Origin of the sequence: Pseudoxanthomonas sp. (assembly GCF_051953815.1) — a bacterium.
In the GTDB taxonomy this organism is placed as follows: Bacteria; Pseudomonadota; Gammaproteobacteria; order Xanthomonadales; family Xanthomonadaceae; genus Pseudoxanthomonas_A.
The window spans coordinates 1-20,753 of sequence record NZ_JBQCIJ010000055.1 but is presented as its reverse complement, the minus strand read 5'-3'; the positions used below and the strand labels follow the sequence as shown (position 1 = coordinate 20,753).

Sequence of the window (20,753 nt, the reverse complement as noted above, 5' to 3'; positions counted from 1 at the left end):
GCTTCCGCCCGCCGCCGCCAAGGTCCCGCGATTGACCGCCATCGACCTCAGAAGTCGTAGCGCGCGGTCAGCGAATACTGGCGCGGCGGACCGTAGAACCCGGTCAGCACGCCATAGGCGCCGATGTTGTAACCGGTCGTGCGGTATTCCTTGTCGGCCAGGTTGCTGCCCTGCAACGAGAACGACCAGGCGTCGTTTGCCTTCCAGATCACGCCCGCGTTGAGCAGCCCGTAGCCGTCCTGCCGGATCAGCGGGCTCAGGTCGGTGGTCGGCCAGACCTCGCTCTGGTAGGCATACCCCACCCGCGCGGACAGGTTGCCGCCATGGGCCAGTTCGGTGCGGTACTCCACGTTCAGCGCGCCGGAGAATTCCGGGGCGTTGGTGAACTTCTGCTGCTTGGCCACGTTGACGCCGCGATCCATGAACTCGTCGTACTTGGCGTCCAGCCAGGCCAGGTTGCCGCTGATCAGCCAGTGCGCGGTCGGCAGCCACTGGTATTCCACTTCCAGGCCCTGCACGGTGCCCTTGCCGGCGTTGGTGAAGTCGCCGAAGAAGCTCTGCGCGCCGTTGGGCAGCGTGTACGAGGTGAACACCGACAACTGGATGTCCTCGTACTTGTTGTAGAAGTAGGCGAAGTTCAGGAACAGCCGCTGATCCAGCAGCGACATCTTGCTGCCGACCTCGAAGCTGTCGACCTTCTCGTCGTCGAACGGCTCGCCCGAACGCGGCACCGCGGTGGTGTTGGCGCGGATGTTGTAGCCGCCGGACTTGAAGCCGCGCGACGCCAGGCCGTAGACCATGATGTCGGGCGCGATCTGGTAGTCCAGCGAGACCTTGGGCGAGAAGTTCTTGAAGTTGACGGTCTTGTTGAAGTTGGCCGCCGTGCCCCAGGACGTGGCGTAATCCAGGCCGGTGTAGAAACGGTTGAGCGCGATCGCGTGCTTGTCCTCGTCGGTGTAGCGCGCGCCGACATCCAGCTTCAAGCGGTCGGTCAGATCGAAGGTCCAGTCCGCGTAGACGGCGATGCTCTGGGTGTTGACCACGCCCTGGGTGTCGCCGAACAGGGGATTGGTCAGCGCGGTCGGCAGGGCCGGGTTCCAGAAATGATTGAGCACCTGGCCACCGGCATCGCCATCAAACGCGTAGATGCCCATCACGCCGCGGGCGCGGCCGCCGCCGTCGTAGTTGGCCTGCACCTCGTGGCTGACCTGGCTGTCGTTGTAGAACGCGCGCACGTCCACCAGGGTCAGCGGCGTGGTGTCGAAATCGATGTTGGTCTCGGTGTCGGACTCGCGCTTGGCGACCACGTACTTCAGCGTCCAGTCCTCGTTGACCCGCCAGTTGAAGGTGGCCGAGGCGCCCTTCATGGTGGTGTCGTTGACGTTGCGCATCGCGCTGCGGATGTCGTAGCGGTCCGAGGTCGGCGGATAGGCCGGCGCCAGCGGATTGCGCGCCAGCATCTTGGCGCCGCGCACGCCCGACTGGTCGTCCATCCAGTCGAACGCGAACTGGATGTCGAAGTTGTCGCCGGCATAGGCGCCCAGTTGCAGGCGCGCGGCGTTGATTTCCTTGTCGCTGACGTCCTGGTGGGTATAGGTGTTCTCGCCGTAGCCGTCGCGGTTCATGCTGGCCACCGCCACCCGCCCACGCAGGCCGCTGTCGGCGCCGCCGATGGAGCCGCCGATGGCGGCCTTGGCATCGAGCTGGTTGTAGTTGCCGACGGTGATCGAGGCGAAGCCCTGGGTTTCGGTCGGCAGGCCGCGCGACACGTACTTGATCGCGCCGCCGATGGTGTTCTTGCCGTACAGCGTGCCCTGCGGGCCGCGCAGCACCTCGATGCGCTCGACGTCGAACACATCCAGCAGCGCCCCCTGCGGACGGGCGATATAGACGTCGTCCAGGTAGATGCCCACGCCCGGGTCCACGCCCCACAGCGGATCCGCCTGGCCGATGCCGCGGATGTAGGCGGTGACCGTGCTGGTCGAGCCGCGCGCGGCGTAGATGGTCAGGTTGGGCACCTGCGCGTCGAGATCGCCGATGTCGCGGACATTGAGCTTGTCCAGGCTTTCGGAGGTGAACGCGGTGACCGCCACCGGCACGTCCTGCAGGGTCTCCTCGCGCTTGCGCGCGGTCACCGTGACCGAATCCAGCGTGGTCGCGCGGCTGGCCGGCTGGCCGCCGCCATCCGCCCCCGTGTCCTGCGCGAACGCGCAGGGTGCCGATGCCAGCAACACGGTGCCGATCGCCAGACTCAAATGCTTGCGCTTCATGGATGTCCCCTCCTCCCGGGAATGCGTGCGGCGGACGGTTGTCGCCGATGCTGGAGAAGGCTAGAGGCGGACCGGACGGACCGGCATCGTACCTTCGTACAGTGGGCCGTCGCCGGAGGGCTGTCGATACTCCCGCCACCTGCCGGTGGTTGCGGCGGATCCCACAATCCCCGGCGCCGAGGAGCCACGGATGTCCTTTCTGATCGTACTGGCCGCGCTGTGTTTCCTGATGTTCGTGGCCTACCGGGGCTACAGCGTGATCCTGTTCGCGCCGATCGCCGCGCTGGGCGCGGTCCTGCTGACCGACCCCTCGCTGGTGGCGCCGATGTTCACCGGCCTGTTCATGGACAAGATGGTCGGCTTTCTCAAGCTCTACTTCCCGGTGTTCCTGCTGGGCGCGGTGTTCGGCAAGCTGATCGAGATATCGGGATTCTCCAAGGCAATCGTCGCCGGCACCATCCGCGTGGTCGGCCGCCAGCGGGCGATGCTGTCGATCGTGCTGGTGTGCGCGCTGCTGACCTACGGCGGCGTGTCGCTGTTCGTGGTGGTGTTCGCGGTGTATCCGTTCGCGGCCGAGATGTTCCGCCAGAGCGACATCCCCAAGCGGCTGGTGCCGGGCACGATCGCGCTGGGCGCCTTCACCTTCACCATGGACGCGCTGCCCGGGACGCCGCAGATCCAGAACATCATCCCCACCTCGTTCTTCGGCACCACTGCCTGGGCCGCGCCGGTGCTCGGCTCGCTGGGCGCGGTGTTCATTCTGGCGCTGGGCATCAGCTACCTGGAATGGCGGCGCCGGGTGGCGCTGCGCGCGGGCGAAGGCTACGGCCGCGATCTGCGCAACGAACCCGAACCCTTCCGCGGTGATCGCCTGGCGCATCCGCTGATCGCGATCCTGCCGTTGCTGCTGGTGGGCGTGGCCAATTTCCTGTTCACCCGCTGGATTCCCGGCTGGTACGGCGAGAGCCAGTCGTTCGTGCCGGCGGTGATCGGCAATCCGGCGCCGGTGGTCCAGGAGGTATCCAAGGTGGCCGCGATCTGGGCCGTGCAGGGTGCGCTGCTGGTGGGCATCGTGAGCGTGCTGCTGTTCGCCTGGAAGCCGGTGTTCGCCAGTTTCGCCGAAGGCACCAAGAGCGCCATCGGCGGCGCGCTGCTGGCCTCGATGAACACCGCCTCCGAATATGGTTTCGGTGCCGTCATCGCCGCCCTGCCGGGCTTCCTGGTGGTCGCCAACGCCCTGCAGGCCATCCCCAATCCGCTGGTCAACGAGGCCATCTCGGTCACCGCGCTGGCCGGCATCACCGGTTCGGCGTCCGGCGGCATGAGCATCGCGCTGGCGGCGATGGCCGACAGCTTCATCGCCAACGCCAATGCCGCCGGCATTCCGATGGACGTCCTGCATCGGGTCGCCTCGATGGCGTCCGGCGGCATGGACACGCTGCCGCACAACGGCGCGGTCATCACCCTGCTGGCGGTAACCGGCCTGAGCCATCGCCAGTCCTACAAGGACATCTTCGCCATCACCCTGATCAAGACGATGGCGGTGTTCTTCATCATCGCCCTGTTCTACCTGACCGGCTGGATTTGAGGCGGAGGGGAGCGCCCTCGCCCGCATCGAGGTGACCTGAGGACAGGTTCGACGCAGCCGGATGCACGCCGCCGCCACGCCTCATTGACAGACGAATCACCTTGACGCGCCGGCCTGTGCGCCCGGTCGCAGTCGCACGCCCCCGGCTTGTCGAATACTGGCGGCGATTCGGGGAAACCAGCCACTACGATGACGCGTCGAACCCTCACGGTCCGCCGGACCCAGTACCGTACCCGCGCCCCCCTGGCCCTGCGACGCGGCCGCCCGGTGGCGGAGGACAATCCCGGCGACACCCCTTCCGCGCCCACCGCCGAGTCGCTGCGTGCGGCCGTGCGCCAGCGCCATCGGCAGTTGTACGGCCTGCGCGGCGGCGAGCGCGCCGGACTTCCGATCGGCACCGAACGCGATCAGGCGAGCGGCGGCCAGGTCGCCCAGGGCATGAGCGAGCCTCGCCTGCTGACCCTGCCGGCGCCGCCGTTCGCGGTGCGGATGTTGAACCGGCTCAGCTACGGCGCCACGCCGACGACGCTGGCCGAGTTCAATGCGCTGGGCGGCGACGATCGCCAGCGCCTGGCCAACTACGTCGACTGGCAGCTGGACTGGAACGCGATCGACGACAGCGCGGTGGAAAACCGGCTCGCCGGCGCCGGCTACACCACCCTGGGCAAATCGCTGCCGCAGTTGTGGGCCGATCACGTCGCCCCCGATCCCGACTACGCCATCCGCATGCGCCCGGCCAACGAGGTGCAGCGCGCCGCGTTCGTCCGCGCGGTGTATTCGCGCCGCCAGTTGCGCGAGGTGCTGGTCAACTTCTGGCACGACCACTTCAACGTGCTGGTCACCGAGTTCAGCGCCGGCCCGCTGTTTCCGCACTACACCCGCGACGTGATCCGCGCCAACGCCAAGGGCAATTTCCGCACCCTGCTGGAAGCCGTCGCCACCAGCACCTCGATGCTGTACTTCCTGGACAACATCAACAATTCGCGCTCCGGCCCCAACGAGAACTGGGCGCGCGAACTGCTGGAGCTGCATACCCTGGGCGCGGAGAACTACCTGGGTTTCACCGATCCGTTCCAGGTGCCGCCCTGCCCGGAGGATCCGTCCTATCCCATCGGCTACACCGACATCGACGTGTACGAAACCGCCGCCGCCTTCACCGGCTGGTCGGCGAAGAACGGGCACTGGGAATTTCCCGCCGAGAACGACGGGACCTTCGTCTACCGCCAGTCCTGGCACGACGCCGGACCCAAGTTCCTGCTCGGACGGATGCTGTATCCGGAACAGCCGGCGCTGAAGGACGGCCGCGATGTGCTGGATCGCCTGGCCAGCCATCCGCGGGTGGCGAAGTTCATCTGCCGGAAACTGATCCGCCGCTTCGTCACCGACACGCCGCGGCAGGCGCTGGTGGAAAGCGCCGCCGCGCTGTTCCGCGCGAATTGGCAGCGTCCGGACCAGATCGAGATCGTGCTGCGCCACATCCTCAATTCCGATGACTTCATCAACAGCTGGGGCTGGAAGAACCGGCGTCCGTTCGAGGCCACGGTGGCGGCCATGCGCGCGCTCGGCCAGGACTGGACGCTGCGGGTGGGCCACGACAAGAGCGACGAGTTCATATGGCGGATGGGCTTCACCGGCCACATGCCCTACAACTGGGCCGCGCCCAACGGCTATCCGGACACCGGCGTCGCCTGGTCCGGCGCCAATTCGCTGGCGATGACCTGGAAGCTGTTGAACTGGCTGACCGAAACCAGTGAAGCCGGGGTGCCGCTGAGCCCGATCGTGGCCACCACCCGCAGCGGTGTTCCCGCCTCGCAGTGGACCGCCAATACCCTGGTGGCGTTCTGGTGCGATCGCCTGCTGGGCTATCAGCCCGAGCCGGCGCGGCGACAGGTGCTGGTCAACTTCATGGCCCAGAACGGCGATCCCGCCAGCTACCTGATCACCGACACCGACGCGTGGGCCATCAATGATCTGAAGCGCCACTACAACCATCAGCGCCTGCGCAGCCTGGTCTCGCTGATCCTGATGTCCCCCGAATTCATGGCCCGCTGAGGTGACCGCATGAGCCGATTCACCCTGACCCGCCGTGAATTCGTGAAAGGCTGCTGCGGCGCCGCCGTGGTGGGCGCGGCGGGCTCGATCCTGACCTTTTCCGAAGATGCCAGCGCGGCCACCAACGCCTACGACACCGTGGTGCACCTGTTCCTGCGCGGCGGCATGGACGGGCTGAACCTGGTGGTGCCGATCAGCGGCGACGACCGCACCTTCTACGAGCAGGCGCGACCGGATCTGTCGATTCCCAACAGCGGCGCCTATGCCGCGCTGGCGCTGACGCTGGCCGGCGGCGCGGCGACCGGATTCGGCCTGCATCCATCGGCGACCGGCCTGCGCGATCTCTGGAACAGCGGCCATCTGGGCATCGTGCATGCCGCCGGCATGGCGACCTCGGTCACCCGCAGCCATTTCGACGCGCAGTTGTCGATCGATCTCGGCACGCCCGGCAAGTTCGGCACCGGCAGCGGCTGGATGACCCGCGCCTGGGAGCATCGTCCGCTCGACACGCCCGCGGCGGCGCTGCCGGCCCTGGGCATCGGCACCACCCAGTCGGCCGGCCTGCTCGGTTCCACCGCGGCGCTGACCATGGGCAGCGCGGGCGATTTCCGGCTCAACGCCGGCGCCTATGCCTGGCAGGAACGCCGCGCCGATTCGCCGGCCGGATTCCGCGGCGTCAACGAGACCCTGGCGGATCTGTGGAGCGGTCGCAGCGGCCTGCAGTTGAACGGGCAGCGCGCCGACGCCTCGCTGCGCCTGATCACCCAGCAGTCCTACGGCACGCCGCCGGCGGGCTGGCCAGGCGGCACGTTCGCGCAACAGCTGTGGACGATCGCGCAGTCGATCCGGTTCAACCTCGGGCTCCGCTACGCCACCCTGGATCTGGGCGGCTGGGACACCCACGAGGGCCAGGGAACCGCCGGCAGCGGCTATCACTACTACCAGAACAAGATCGCCGAACTCTCCTCCGCGCTGCAGGCGTTCTTCAACGAACTCAATGCCGGCGGCGAAATGGCGCGGGTCACCGTGGTGGTGCAGTCGGAATTCGGCCGGCGGGTGCGCGCGAACGCCAACGGCGGCACCGATCATGGCTATGGCAATCCATTGCTGGTGCTGGGTGGACCGGTCAACGGGCGCCGTTTCTACGGCACCTGGCCCGGCCTGAATCCGGAGACCCTGTCGCCGACCTTCGGCGACGTACCGGTCACCACCGACTATCGCCAGGTGATGGCGGAAATCCTGATCCGCCGGATGGGCAACGCCAACCTGTCGCAGGTCTTTCCCGGCTACGCCGGCTATGCGCCGCTGGGCATTGTCCAGGGCACGGATCTGGCGGTGGCGGCGGCGGCTCCGGCGCGCGTCGCCGCTCTCCAGGCCACCTCGTCTGCTCCGGCACCCTCGCACCCGTCCGCCGGACGCGAAGACGATGTTCCCGACTGGCGGCGACGCGGTCCAGTCGATCGATTCATGACCCGCCGGGAGCGCTAGGCGTCACCTCGCCGCCGCGGCTTGAAGCGGCGGCATCGCCATGCTGGGCTTGGCGTCCATCGGGGATACGGGGACGTCCAATGCGGCGATCAGGCGGAGGGTGGAGTCCGGCGCGCGTTCTGTCGGCGGGATTGGTGATGGGACTGGCCTGGCTGGCATGGACACGCTGGCACACCGACGGCGGAGCGACGACGCCCGCCATCGCGACCGTCGCTCGCGACGGCCAATCGGCGCCCACGCTGCCAGCGGCGCTGACGACGGACAAGCCGGACAGGCAGCCGTTGCCCTCGCTCCGGCAGCCATTGCGCATGGTCCTTCCGGAACTCCGGCGGCGCGCCGATGCGGGTGAGGCCGTCGCCGCCTGCCGATTGGCGGCGGAACTCGAGTATTGCGCCGGCATGCGCGAGCGACTTGCGGCCGATGCCTACCAGCTCCGGCTCCAGCAGCGCCTGGATGCGGACAGCGCCACGGCCACGGTCTCCCGCGAGGAGCGGGAACGCCTGGCGAATGCGCGGCAGGAGCAGTTGCGCCATGGCGAACAGCTGCTCAGGGAGAGCGCCCACTGCGCGGACGTATCGCTTCCGGGGCCGGGCGAACGTATCCGCTATTGGCGCCAGGGCGCGCTTGCCGGACATCCCGCGGCGCTGCGCCACTATCTCGCCGGCAATGCGTTCGGCGCAAATGAAACCCTGGACAACCTGGACGCACTGGCCGTCTACCGGCGGGAAGCCGAGGACCTGGCATGGAAAGCCGCCGCCAACGGTGACATCGCCGTCCAACTGGCCTTGGCGACCGCCTACGTCCAGGAACGTCCGCCCGGTCCGCAGCCGTGGTTGGTCCAGGCCATCAAGCCCGACGAGATCCGCGCGCTCGCGCTCCATCTGCAGTTGCGGCGACAGATGCAGGGGATGTCGGTCCCGGATTTTCTCGCCACTCCGATCGCAGCAAGACAGGCCGAACTCGAAAGCCGGCTCGCACCGGCGGATATCGCCGCCGCGCGGCAACTGGCCGCCGATTACTGGAACCGGTGGCCGCGACCACGCACCCTGCCCACGCTGTGGTTCCAGCCCAATGGCGGCATCGGACCGGTCCGTCGCCACGATTGCCGCTGAAAGTCTTCACGCGGCGACGATGTCCCTCCGCTTCGCGCCGTGACGGATGCGGGGCGTCGCTCCCATGCAATGATGCACCGGCGTTTCCAGGGAGATCCGGTGCGATGCAGGACAGGCGGTGGTGGCGGTATGGAGTGTGGGGACTGATCGTGCTGCTGGTCCCCGTCGCGGCGTATCTGGGCTGGTTGCAGGGGCGCGCCACCGGTGCTCCTCCGCTGGCGCAGGCGTCGCCGGAAGCGCGCGCGCGACCGGCACCCGCGCCGGATGCCTCCGTGTCGCCGTCGCCGCCCGCGTCCATTGCATCCGCCGCTCCGCTGCCTCCGCTGGAAACACCGTTGCGTGATTCCCTGGCGATGCTGCGACAACGCGCGGATGCGGGAGAACCCGCCGCGGCCTGCCGCCTCGCCGCGGAGTTCGAATACTGCCACCAGATCCGCTACCGCCTGGTCGCGGCCTCGGAGGCGCTGCAGGAGCAGGAGCGGCTGAGGTTCGATACGGCCACCGGCCTGTCCGAGGAAGCGCGCCAGAACATGCGCGACATGATGGCCGCCAACAGCGAGCGCCTGCTCAAGGAAAGCGAGCACTGCGAGAACGTGCCGCTGTCGACCGCGGCCGAGCGCGTGCACTACTGGCGCCTGTCCGCCCTGGGTGGCAGCACGCCGGCGCTGCGCCACTACGCGGTCGGCAATGCCTTCCGGCTCAACGAAACGCTCGACAATCTCGACGCGTTGGCCGTCTATCGGCGCGAGGCCGAGGCGCTTGCCTGGCGGGGCGCCGCTTCGGGGGATCTGCATACCGGCCTCGCCCTGGCATCCGCGCTCTCGCCACGACGCAATGAACTGCGGCGCTACTTCCTGGCGCAGGCGGTGCAACCGGACAAGGTCAAGGCCCTGGCGTTGTACCTGCACCTGAAACGGCAGTTGGAGTCGGCGCCCGCAGCGCTCGGCGGCCTGCGCGCCCAGATCGAACAGCAGAGCGCCGAGTTGCTGGTGGATCTGGATGCCTCGGCGGAGGCCAGGGCGCGAGAATTGGCCGCCGGCTACGCGCGCGACTGGACGCCCGTCCCCCGGGATTCATTCGTGATGCCTCCCCCCGGTGCGCGCGGCACACCCGATGCCGCACGCGCCGAATGTTCGCGGCCCGTCGCCGGGCGCACCGCGGGATAGGGAGCCGCCAAGGCGCCCGCGGGATCCGCGGCGGCTCGCGTCCGACCGGACGTTCCGCTTATCCGTTGCCGGCGTGCCAGGCCTTCAGCAACTCGGTTTCCTTCTCGCGGCTGATGCCCGCGCGCAGCTTGGCCTGGCGTTCGGCCGGCTGGCTGCGGAACCAGGCCATCAGATCGGTGATGGTGGTGTCCAGCGGACGATAGGTCAGCCCGGCCGCGACCGCGCGTGCATTGCTGACCTGGCCATAGCCGGCGTACGGACCGCTCTTGGCGGACACCCAGATAGGCAGTTCCTCGACCTTCTGCGCTTCCAGGAATTCGGGGGTGACATGGGTATAGGTGGGCTGGCCACCGGTCGCTTTCGCACAGGCCTGCAGCATCGCGTCCATCGGCAGCAGGTCCTTCGGACCGACCGCGTTGAACACGCCATAGGTCCGCGCTTCGGCCAGGCGGATCATCCATTCGCCCAGATCGCGGCCATCGATGACCTGGACCGGGTCCTTGCCGTCGCCCGGCACCAGCACCTCACCGCCCTGGGCGACGCGATGCGGCCAGTAGGTGAAGCGGTCGGTCTCGTCACGCGGCCCGACGATGTAGCCGGGACGCACGATGGTCACCCGCTCGCCGAACTGCTTGTGCGCCTCGGCCTCGCTGAGCGCCTTCAGCGGTCCATACAGGCCCTCGATGTCGGCGCGCAGGGATTCCTGCGTCTCGGCCATCGCGTCCTTGCCCTTGTACGGCGCGAGCGCGTCGCCTTCGCTGATGCCGGGCTTGCTGCCGTCGGCGTAGACGGAGATGGTGGAAATGAAGAGGTAATGACCAATGTTGCCCTTCAGGGCCTTGCCCGCATCGCGCACCCAGAACGGCAGGCTGGTCGGATTGTCGATGCAGACGTCCCACTTGCGACCTTCCAGCGACTTCAGGTCGCCGGTATTGCGGTCGCCGTGCAATTGTTCGACCTCGCCCGGCCACTCCGGCGAGGGACGCTTGCCGCGATTGAACAGGGTGACCTTGTGGCCACGCTCCAGCGCATAGGCCACCTGGAACGGGCCGGTGAAGCCGGTCCCGCCGAGGATGAGGATGTTGAGCGGCTTGGCCGCCTTGCCGACCTTGCCGGATTGGGAAGCGGCCCAGGCCAGCGAAGGCATCGCGGCGGTGGCGGCGGCAAGCGCACTGAGTTTGAGCAGATCACGGCGGCTGGTCATGGGTGGCTCCGGGTGGTGGTGTGGCCGGGAAACCGCACTAATACCACCCGCCGCCGCCGCCGCGCCTATGGCGAAAGTCGGGGCATATTTGCCGCATTGCGCCATCGCGCCCAAACAAAAAGCGGGCCGAAGCCCGCTTTCTGCTGTCCGTGAAGGGAAGCGGACCGGCTTACTCGGCCGGCACGCCCTCGCCTTCCTCGACGGCCTTGATCGACAGGCGGATGCGGCCCTGCTTGTCGACTTCCAGCACCTTGACCTTGACCACGTCGCCTTCCTTCAGCTTGTCGCTGACCTTCTCCACGCGCTCGCTGGAAATCTGCGAGACGTGTACCAAGCCGTCCTTGCCCGGCAGGATGGTGACGAACGCACCGAAGTCCATGATCTTGGCGACCTTGCCTTCGTAGATGCGGCCCGGCTCGACGTCGGAGGTGATCTGCTCGATGCGGGCCTTGGCGGCCTGCGCGGCGGCGGCGTTGACCGAAGCGATGACGATGGTGCCGTCATCCTGGATGTCGATCTGAGTGCCGGTTTCCTTGGTGATGCCCTGGATGGTGGCGCCGCCCTTGCCGATCACTTCGCGGATCTTGTCCGGGTGGATCTTGATGGTCAGCAGGCGCGGCGCGTAGTCGCTCAGCTCGGCGCGCGGCGAGGTGATGGCCGAGGCCATCTCGCCCAGGATGTGCAGGCGGCCGGCCTTGGCCTGCTGCAGCGCCTGCTTCATGATTTCCTCGGTGATGCCTTCGATCTTGATGTCCATCTGCAGCGCGGACACGCCATCGGCGGTACCGGCCACCTTGAAGTCCATGTCGCCCAGGTGATCTTCGTCACCCAGGATGTCCGACAGCACGACGAAGTTGTCGCCTTCCTTCACCAGGCCCATCGCGATGCCCGCGACCGGCGCCTTCACCGGCACGCCGGCATCCATCAGCGCCAGCGAGCTGCCGCAGACCGAGGCCATCGACGAGGAACCGTTGGATTCGGTGATTTCCGACACCACGCGGATGGTGTACGGGAATTCCTCGATGGTCGGCATCACCGCCAGCACGCCGCGCTTGGCCAGGCGGCCGTGGCCGATTTCACGACGCTTGGGCGCGCCGAAACGGCCGCACTCGCCCACCGAGAACGGGGGGAAGTTGTAATGGAACAGGAAGTTTTCCTTGTACTCGCCACTGACCGCATCGATGATCTGGCCATCGCGCGCGGTGCCGAGGGTGGCGACCACGATCGCCTGGGTCTCGCCGCGGGTGAACAGCGAGGAGCCGTGGGTACGCGGCAGCACGCTGACCTTGGAGGTGATCGGGCGGACGGTGTCCAGCGCGCGGCCGTCGATGCGGACCTTGGTGGCCAGCACGGAGTCGCGCATGGTGCGGTACTCCAGCTCGCCGAATTCCTTCGACAGCTCGGCGCCGCTCCAGCCTTCGGCCTCGGCGCGACCGGCCAGGCGCTCCACCACGTCCTTCTTGATCGCGGCGATGGCGTCGCGGCGCTGCAGCTTGTCGCGCACCTGGAACGCTTCGGCCAGCTGGTTGCCGATGGCTTCCTTCAGCGCCGAGATCAGGGCGGTGTTCTTGGCCGGGGCGGTCCAGTCGGACGGCTTGGTGCCGGCTTCGACGGTCAGCTCGTTGATCGCGTTGATGACCTTCTGCATCTCGCGGTGGCCGAACATCACCGCGCCCAGCATCACGTCCTCGGACAGGATGGCGGCTTCGGACTCGACCATCAGCACCGCGTTGGCGGTACCGGCGACGACCAGCTCCAGCTGCGATTCCTTCAGCTCGCTGGCGGTCGGGTTGAGGATGTACTCGCCGTTCTTGTAACCGACCTTGGCGGCGCCGATCGGACCCATGAACGGGGTACCGGCCAGGGCCAGGGCGGCGGAGGCGCCGATCAGGGCCGGGATGTCACCGTCGACTTCCGGGTTCAGCGACATCACCGTGGCGATGATCTGGACTTCGTTCTTGTAGTCTTCCGGAAACAGCGGGCGGATCGGGCGATCGATCAGGCGCGAGATCAGGGTTTCCTTCTCGGTCGCGCGGCCTTCACGCTTGAAGAAGCCACCGGGGATGCGGCCGCCGGCGTAGAACTTCTCCTGGTAGTCGACCGTCAGCGGGAAGAAGTCCTGGCCTTCGCGGGCGGACTTGGCGGCGACGGCGGTGACCAGCAGTACGGTGTCGTCGACGTTGACGATGACGGCGCCGCTGGCCTGGCGTGCGATTTCGCCGGTCTCCAGGGTGACGGTGTGCTTGCCGTACTGGAAGGTTTTGGTGATTTTTGCCACGTGGTTTCCTTGAATATTGCCTGTTCGGATTCTGGGCCGCCCGCGGCCCTTGCCGCCGGCGGTTGGCCGGGGTATCCGGCCGGTGTCTTGCTGGGAAAGAAACATGCCGTTCAAGGGCATGCCGCGAGGTTTCCTTCCCTCAAATGCAAACCGCGGCGCATTGCTGCGCCGCGGTGGGGTATTACATCAACGACGCAGACCGAGCTTTTCGATCAGGGTCTTGTAGCGCTCGTTGTCTTTCTTCTTCAGGTAGTCGAGCAGGCTGCGGCGGCGATTGACCAGCTGCAGCAGACCGCGACGGCTGTGGTGATCCTTCTTGTGGATCTTGAAGTGGCCGCTCAGCTGCTCGATGCGGGCGGTCAGCAGGGCGACCTGCACTTCCGGCGAACCGGTGTCGGCGGCGCCGCGCTTGTTTTCTTCAATGATCTTCTGGGTATCGATGGACATGTGTTTTCTCTGGAGATGCGAAGCCTGCAGGAACGCCGGGAGATACCGGAGTAGACCGGAGCACCGCGTGGCTCGCCGTGAACGATGGGAAATACCGGTGTAAAACCGGCGGCGTAGTGTAGCCGCCGAAGCCTTTTGAAACAAGGTTTTAATGTTTGGGCGGCGCCGCGCCCGGGGTGTTCAGGACCGCCCAGCTGAACAGACGTTGCGGCGCCAGCACGCCCTCGGGGTCCACGCTGCCCAGGCCCAGCACCCGCCCGTCCGGCCCGAAAACGGCCACGGTGGCGGCCGTTCCGCCCTGCCCGCGCAGGCGCTGGCCCATGCCGAAGCGGCGGACGCCATCGGCATCCAGGTCGCGGCGGGGGAAGCCGGACAGGCCGGTCTCGACCGGCAACAGGGCGGCCAGCAGCGCCTCGTCGCCCTGCCCGGCCAGCGCTTCCAGCGCCTCCAGGGTGTACATGCGCGGAGCCAGGAACGGCTCCACCCACAGCCGGCGCAGCGCGGCCACATGGGCGCCGCAGCCCAGCGCCTCGCCCAGGTCGCGGACCAGGCTGCGCACATAGGTGCCGGAACCGCACTCGATCCGCAGGCGGACCCGCCCGTCCTCGATGGCCAGCACCTCGATGGCATGCACCTCGACATCCCGTTCCGGCGCCTCGATGGCCTCGCCCCGGCGGGCTTTGGCGTACAGGGGCTCGCCGCCCTGCTTGAGCGCCGAATAGATGGGCGCGCGCTGGCGGATGGGCCCGCGCAGCGGTGCCAGCGCGGCTTCCAGGCCGCCCGGTGTCAGCGCCGGCACCGGGCGCCGGCGCAGCACGGCGCCGTCCGCGTCGTCGCTGTCGGTGGTCACCCCCAGCACCGCGGTGGTTTCGTAGGCCTTGCGCGAGCCCAGCAGCAGGCCGGCGATCTTGGTGGCCTCGCCGAAACACAGCGGCAGCAGGCCGGTGGCGAGCGGATCCAGGCTGCCGGTATGCCCGCCCTTCTCGGCGCGGAACAGGCGCCGCGCGGCCTGCAGGGCGGCGTTGGAGCTCAGGCCCTGCGGCTTGTCCAGCAGCAGCAGGCCATCCAGCGGACGGAAGCGAATCTTCGGGGGCATCCCTTTCCGGGTCCTTTCAGGGTCCTCGGGCACGGCCAGCACCTGCACGGCGGCCGGTACGCCGACGATGTCCGGCGGGCCATGCCCGCGCAGTATCAACGAAAAACGGTGGCGGCGCGGCCAGGGGCGCCGCCGCGTGGCGATCAGTCCTGCCCGTCTTCCTGCCCATGCTCGGGCAGGTCGCGCAGCAGCTGGTCGATGCGCTCGCCGCGATCCACCGAATCGTCGTAGTGGAAGTGCAGTTCCGGCACGTGGCGCAGCTTGACCCGCCGGGCCAGCTCCATGCGCAGTTCGCGCGCCAGTTCCCGCAGCCCCTTGATCGCGTCCGCCGAACGCTCCGGCATCAGCGCGGTCACGTAGACCTGCGCGTGCGCCAGATCGCGCGAGACCTCGACGTCGGACACGCTGACCGACGGCAGGCCGTACTCGCGCACGGCTTCATGCACCAGCGTGCCCAGCTCGCGGCGGAGCTGTGCGGAGATGCGGTCGGTGCGATGGAAGGATTTGGTGGGCATCTAAACGGGATTGCGGATTCGGGATGGGGGATTCGAAAGAGGGGTCATGAAGGCCGGGAATCCGGGGGAAGACTCGACGAATCTCCCATCCCGGATTCCCGATCCCGGCGGGACGCCTACAGCGTCCGCGCCACCTCGATGCGCTCGAAGCACTCGATCTGGTCGCCCGGCTTGATGTCGTTGTAGGCCTTCACGCCGATACCGCATTCGGTACCGTTGCGGACCTCTTCGACGTTCTCCTTGAAGCGGCGCAGCGATTCCAGTTCGCCCTCGAAGATCACCGTGCTGTCGCGCAGCACGCGGATCGGCTTGTTGCGCTTGACCACGCCCTCCACGACCATGCAGCCGGCGACCGCGCCGAACTTGGAGCTGCGGAACACGTCGCGGACTTCGGCGATGCCGATGATTTCCTCGCGGATTTCCTTGCCCAGCAGACCGGACGCCACCTGCTTCACCTGGTCGATCACGTCATAGATGATCGAGAAGTAACGCAGGTCGACGCCGTTGGCCTCGATGATCCGGCGGGCGGAAGCATCGGCGCGCACGTTGAAGCCGATGACCGTGGCCTTGGCGGTGACCGCGGCGTTGGCGTCGGACTCGGTGATGCCGCCAACACCGGCGGTGATCACGTTGATGCGGATCAGCTCGTTGGACAGGCCGACCAGCGACTGCTTCAGCGCTTCCACGGAACCCTGCACGTCGGCCTTGATCACCAGGTTCAGCACCTGCTGGCCTTCGCCCTGGCCCATCTGCGCCAGGATGTCCTCCATGCGGTTGCCGGCCTGCTTGACCAGGCGCGATTCGCGGCGCTTGGCGTCGCGCTGCTGCGCCACGTCCTTGGCCAGGCGCTCGTCCTCGACCACCACGAAATCATCGCCGGCGTCGGGCACGCCCGACAGGCCCAGCACCTGCACCGGAATCGACGGGCCCGCCGAGGCCGGCTGGCCGCCGGTCTCGTCGAACAGCGCGCGCACGCGGCCGTACTGGATGCCGCACACCAGGTAGTCGCCCTTCTTCAGGGTGCCCTGCTGCACCAGCACCGTCGCGACCGGGCCGCGGCCCTTGTCCAGCGAGGATTCGATGACCACGCCGCTGGCGCGGCCGTCCTGCACGGCCTTCAGTTCCAGCACTTCGGCCTGCAGCGAAATCGCGTCCAGCAGTTCGTCGACGCCCTGGCCGGTCTTGGCCGAAATCTCGACCATCTGGGTGTCGCCGCCGAAATCTTCGGCGACCACTTCCTCGGCCAGCAGTTCGTTCTTGACCCGCATCGGATCGGCGTCGGACTTGTCGATCTTGTTGACCGCGACGATCAGCGGCACCTTGGCCGCCTTGGCATGCTGGATGGCTTCCTTGGTCTGCGGCATGACGCCGTCGTCGGCCGCCACCACCAGCACCACGATATCGGTCAGCCTGGCGCCGCGGGCGCGCATCGCGGTGAACGCGGCGTGGCCCGGAGTATCCAGGAAGCTGATGACGCCCTTCGGCGTCTCCACATGGTAGGCGCCGATGTGCTGGGTGATGCCGCCGGCTTCGCCGGTGGCGACCTTGGTGCGGCGGATGTAATCCAGCAGCGAGGTCTTGCCGTGATCGACGTGGCCCATGATGGTGACCACGGGCGGGCGCGACACCTTGTCGCCCTGCTGCTCCTCGGTATGGGCCAGCAGTTCGCTCTCGGCGTCGTTGTTCTCGGCACGGATCGCCTTGTGGCCCAGCTCCTCGGTGACCAGCGCGGCGGTATCGTGATCGATGGTCTGGGTGATGGTCGCCATCACGCCCATCTTGAACATCGCCTTCACCACGTCGCCGCCCTTCAGCGCCAGTTTCTGCGCCAGGTCGGCCACGGTGATGGTTTCGCCGATGGCCACCTCGCGCACGACCGGCGCGGTCGGGCGCTCGAAACCATGCGCGCCACCGCCGCCGCTGCGGCTCTGTTCCATCTGCCGGCGCGGCTTGGGCTTGCCACGCGAGGTGGTGCGACGCGCGCGCTCGGCGGCGGACAGGTGCAACTGGCCGGCGAAGCGGCTGGCCGCGTCGTCGTCCTCGATGCCGCTGACCATCGCGTGCGAACCACGGGTCTTGTGCTTGTTGGCCGCGGCGGCCGCGCCGTTGCGATCGTCGACGCGCGGCGGATCCTTGCGGACCACCTGCTTGGGCACATGGTGCCCGCCGGCGCGGGCCGGGCGCTCCTCGCCGGAAGATTCACCCGCATTGGCGGCATTGGCCTCGGCCTCGGCGCGCGCGATGGCTTCGGCGGCCGCGCGTGCGGCCTCTTCTTCCTTGCGCTTGCGCTCGAGTTCCTCGGCGCGGCGGCGATCGTCCTCGGCCAGGCGCTGCTGTTCCTGCAGGTTGCGCTGCTTGGATTCCTCCAGCTTGCGCAGGATCTCGGCGCGCTCGGGATCGGTCTCGGTCTGCGAGGTGGTCGCGACAGCCGACGCATCGGCCTCGTTCGGCTTCACGTAGGTGCGCTTCTGGCGCACCTCCACGTTCACCGTGGTCTTGCTGCGGCCGGCGGCGACGGTCACTTCCTGCACCTTGCGGCGGTTCAGGGTGATCTTCTTCGGCGCGGCGGTCTCGTCCGCCGGCTTCTCGGTCTTGCCGTGGGTACGGCGCAGGAAGCCGAGCAGCTTCATCTTCTCGGTACTGGTCACGACCTGGTCGGGACCGCTGAACTTCATGCCGGCCTCGGCCAGCTGTTCCAGCAGTTTCTCGACCGGCGTATTGACCAGTTCAGCCAGCTTGCGAATGGTGGTTTGCTGCGACATTCGGATCCTAGTTTCTTTGTAGCGCCCCTCTGCCGTCAGCGAAGGAGCGCCCCATTTCAAGGTTGGGGATTCTAAGCCCTGCGGGTGCCAGGGCGGTGCTCATCGGTGGATCATTCGCCGCGCTCCAAGCGGGCGATCTCCTCGGCACGGGCGGCCAGGATCAGCGCCGCGGCGCGTCCCTCGTCCAGCCCCTCGATGCCAAATTCCACCACTTCGTCGGCGGCCAGGTCCGACAGGTCCTCGCTGGTACGGACGCCGTGCGCGGCCAGCGCGTAGGCGGTTTCCTCGTCCATGCCCTCCAGCGCCAGCAGGTCGGCGGCCGGCTGGTTCTCCTCCAGGCCCTCCTCCTCGGCCAGCGCCTCGTTCAGCAGGGCGTCGCGGGCACGGGCCCGCAGTTCCTCGACGATGTCCTCGTCAAAGCCTTCGACCGCCAGCAGCTCGCCGACCGGCACGTAGGCGATTTCCTCGACCGTGCTGAAGCCTTCGCTGACCAGGATGGCGGCGATTTCCTCGTCCACTTCCAGCTTGTCCATGAACAGCTGGCGGGCCACGGCCTGCTCGGCCTCGGACTTGGCGGCGACCTGGTCCTGAGTCATCACGTTGAGCTGCCAGCCGGTCAGGCGGCTGGCCAGGCGCACGTTCTGGCCGCCCTTGCCGATGGCCTGGGCCAGCCGGTCCTCGGCCACCGCCAGATCCATCGAGTGCTTTTCCTCGTCGACGATGATCGACTGCACTTCGGCCGGCGCCATCGCATTGATGACGAAGGTGGCCGGGTTGTCGTTCCACAGCACGATGTCGACGCGCTCGCCGTTCAGTTCGTTCGACACCGCCTGCACGCGCGAACCACGCATGCCGATGCAGGCGCCGATGGGATCGGTGCGGCTGTCGTGCGCCAGCACCGCGATCTTGGCGCGGTCGCCCGGATCACGCGCGCAGGCCTTGATCTCGACCAGTCCCTGGCCCACTTCCGGCACTTCCAGCTTGAACAGCTCGATCATGAATTCCGGCGCGGCGCGGCTGATGAACAGCTGCGGGCCACGCGGCTCGGAACGCACGTCGTACAGGTAGCCGCGCACGCGGTCGCCGGCGCGCAGGACGTCGCGCGGAATGCCCTTGTCCTTGGGGATGAAGGCTTCGGCGTTGCCGCCCAGGTCGACATAGATGTTGCCGCGCTCGGCGCGCTTGACCACCCCGGTGACCAGTTCGCCGACGCGATCCTTCCACGCGTCCACCACCTGCTGGCGCTCGGCTTCGCGCACGCGCTGCACGATCACCTGCTTGGCGGCCTGCGCGGCGATGCGACCGAAGTCCGGGTTCTCGATCTGCTCCTCGATCCAGTCGCCGACCTCGACGCCTTCGGCTTCATCGACGGCGTCCATCAGGCGGATCTGGCGGTCCGGCGACTCCATCACCACGTCGTCGGCCACGACTTCCCAGCGGCGGAAGGTTTCGTAGCTGCCGTCCTTGTGGTCAATCGACACGCGCACCGATACGTCCTGGTCCAGGTAACGCTTCTTGGCGGCGGACGCCAGCGCGGCCTCGATGGCATCGAAGATCACCTCGCGCGGCACGCCCTTCTCGTTGGCGACCGCATCCACCACCAGCAAAAGTTCCTTACTCATCATTCACTCCGCACGCGGCTTGCGAGCCGCCGGCTTGTTGGGTTGTTGCTTGGATGCCTGCTTCGCCGCGCCCTTCCCGGCAGCGGCTCCGCTCGCGGCGCCGGCCTTGCGGCCACCGCCCTTGGGTTTTTCGGGGGCCAGGCCCAGCGCCGCCCAGTCGGGGACCAGCCTGGCCTTGTCAATATTATCGAAGGCCACGGACAGTGCCGTGCCGTCGACCGTGAAAACGACCTGGTCGCCCTCGATTCCGGTGATGGCGCCCTGGAAGCGGCGGCGGCCGTCCTGCGGCAGCTTCAGCACCACCTTGGCGCTCTCGCCCTGGTGGCGCGCGTACTGGGCCAGGGTGAACAGGGGGCGGTCGACGCCCGGAGACGAGACTTCCAGCGTGTAATTGCCGGAAATCGGGTCTTCCACGTCCAGCTGGGCGGAGACCTCGCGGCTGACCGCCTCGCAGTCGTCGATGTTGATGGAACGGCCGTCGCGCTCGGCTTCCTGCACGTCGATGTACAGCCGCAGGGTGGCGCCGCCGGGTGCGGGCAGGTACTCGATGCCCAGCAACTCGAGCCCGAGCGCCTGGACCGTCGGGGCCAGGAGTTCCGAGATTTGAGTGGCTTTGTCGCTCACGGAATGACCTTTTGCCAGAAGACTCTAGGTTGCAGAAACGACAAGGGGCCCGATGGGCCCCTTGTCCGATAACGCTGGATTTCGGTGTAAAAGCGGAAGCATGCGCTTTCACGAGCCCGAGCTTCGGACGTGGAAGCCTGGGAGGCTTCCTCGACCGCAAAGCTTGGTAGCGGGGGCAGGATTTGAACCTGCGACCTCCGGGTTATGAGCCCGGCGAGCTACCGAGCTGCTCCACCCCGCGTCGGCAAGAGCAACGTTACGCGAAAGCGTCGATAGGTCCAAATCGAGGAGACGAAAGCCCACTCTCCGCATTCCCACGACCTGAAAAGACTGCGGCAGCGCACGATTCGCGCGCTGCCGCAGTCTCGCCCCGGGAACGTCCCGTCAGGGCTTCGTCGTCGGCACCGACTTGGGGGATGCGTCGACCGCCCGCTTGAGCGCGTCCTTGAGCTTGGTCTGGGCCTGCCCGTAGGCCGCGAAGTCGCCACGCTTGAGCGCGGCCTCCCCCTGGGCGTACGCCGTCTCTGCA

The 20,753-nt window shown here is 67.6% G+C and carries 14 protein-coding genes and 1 tRNA gene; 5 read left to right on the top strand and 10 right to left on the bottom strand.

Translation table 11 applies throughout. The features are described from left to right. Window positions 1-47: 47 nt before the first annotated feature. Entirely contained in the window at window positions 48-2,270 is a 2,223-nt protein-coding gene (locus tag ACTHN1_RS17405; protein WP_440472178.1) for a TonB-dependent receptor, read from the bottom strand. A 190-nt stretch (window positions 2,271-2,460) separates the two neighbouring features. Here ACTHN1_RS17405 and ACTHN1_RS17400 point away from each other — a divergent pair, with 190 nt between their 5' ends. From ACTHN1_RS17400 to ACTHN1_RS17380, 5 genes are all read left to right on the top strand, one after another. Continuing rightward, window positions 2,461-3,858, top strand: coding sequence for a GntP family permease (locus ACTHN1_RS17400; RefSeq protein WP_440472177.1), 1,398 nt, complete (start codon window positions 2,461-2,463; stop codon window positions 3,856-3,858). Window positions 3,859-4,047: 189 nt separating this feature from the next. Next, window positions 4,048-5,910: a DUF1800 domain-containing protein gene (locus ACTHN1_RS17395; RefSeq protein ID WP_440472176.1), complete on the top strand. Its 1,863-nt coding sequence runs from the start codon at window positions 4,048-4,050 to the stop codon at window positions 5,908-5,910. A gap of 9 nt (window positions 5,911-5,919) precedes the next feature. Next, the gene (locus tag ACTHN1_RS17390) at window positions 5,920-7,398 is read left to right on the top strand and encodes a DUF1501 domain-containing protein (protein WP_440472175.1); all 1,479 of its coding nucleotides are present in this window, start codon (window positions 5,920-5,922) and stop codon (window positions 7,396-7,398) included. Window positions 7,399-7,535: 137 nt separating this feature from the next. Beyond that, window positions 7,536-8,510 (top strand): hypothetical protein, encoded by a 975-nt coding sequence (locus tag ACTHN1_RS17385; RefSeq protein ID WP_440472174.1) that lies wholly within the window; start codon window positions 7,536-7,538, stop codon window positions 8,508-8,510. 149 nt (window positions 8,511-8,659) lie between these two features. Then, complete coding sequence (locus ACTHN1_RS17380) at window positions 8,660-9,676, top strand: hypothetical protein (RefSeq protein WP_440472173.1); 1,017 nt, start codon at window positions 8,660-8,662, stop codon at window positions 9,674-9,676. A gap of 58 nt (window positions 9,677-9,734) precedes the next feature. Here the strand turns inward: ACTHN1_RS17380 and ACTHN1_RS17375 are convergent, their stop codons facing one another. The 9 genes from ACTHN1_RS17375 to ACTHN1_RS17335 all read right to left on the bottom strand — a co-directional run bounded on the left by ACTHN1_RS17375 (window position 9,735) and on the right by ACTHN1_RS17335 (window position 20,465). Further along, window positions 9,735-10,880, bottom strand: coding sequence for an NAD-dependent epimerase/dehydratase family protein (locus tag ACTHN1_RS17375; protein WP_440472172.1), 1,146 nt, complete (start codon window positions 10,878-10,880; stop codon window positions 9,735-9,737). Window positions 10,881-11,049: 169 nt separating this feature from the next. Beyond that, complete coding sequence (pnp, locus tag ACTHN1_RS17370; protein ID WP_440472171.1) at window positions 11,050-13,158, bottom strand: polyribonucleotide nucleotidyltransferase; 2,109 nt, start codon at window positions 13,156-13,158, stop codon at window positions 11,050-11,052. Between the two features lie 186 nt (window positions 13,159-13,344). After that, window positions 13,345-13,605, bottom strand: coding sequence for a 30S ribosomal protein S15 (gene rpsO, locus ACTHN1_RS17365; protein ID WP_440472170.1), 261 nt, complete (start codon window positions 13,603-13,605; stop codon window positions 13,345-13,347). 148 nt (window positions 13,606-13,753) lie between these two features. Continuing rightward, entirely contained in the window at window positions 13,754-14,701 is a 948-nt protein-coding gene (gene truB, locus ACTHN1_RS17360; protein WP_440472169.1) for a tRNA pseudouridine(55) synthase TruB, read from the bottom strand. Window positions 14,702-14,844: 143 nt separating this feature from the next. Then, the gene (gene rbfA, locus ACTHN1_RS17355; RefSeq protein WP_440472168.1) at window positions 14,845-15,216 is read right to left on the bottom strand and encodes a 30S ribosome-binding factor RbfA; all 372 of its coding nucleotides are present in this window, start codon (window positions 15,214-15,216) and stop codon (window positions 14,845-14,847) included. 116 nt (window positions 15,217-15,332) lie between these two features. Next, complete coding sequence (infB, locus tag ACTHN1_RS17350; RefSeq protein WP_440472167.1) at window positions 15,333-17,978, bottom strand: translation initiation factor IF-2; 2,646 nt, start codon at window positions 17,976-17,978, stop codon at window positions 15,333-15,335. 110 nt (window positions 17,979-18,088) lie between these two features. Beyond that, window positions 18,089-19,600 (bottom strand): transcription termination factor NusA, encoded by a 1,512-nt coding sequence (gene nusA / locus ACTHN1_RS17345; protein ID WP_440472166.1) that lies wholly within the window; start codon window positions 19,598-19,600, stop codon window positions 18,089-18,091. A 3-nt stretch (window positions 19,601-19,603) separates the two neighbouring features. Continuing rightward, a complete protein-coding gene (gene rimP / locus ACTHN1_RS17340; protein WP_440472165.1) occupies window positions 19,604-20,224 on the bottom strand; it encodes a ribosome maturation factor RimP in 621 nt (206 codons plus the stop codon). Between the two features lie 164 nt (window positions 20,225-20,388). After that, window positions 20,389-20,465, bottom strand: a tRNA-Met gene (locus tag ACTHN1_RS17335). Window positions 20,466-20,753: the final 288 nt, after the last annotated feature.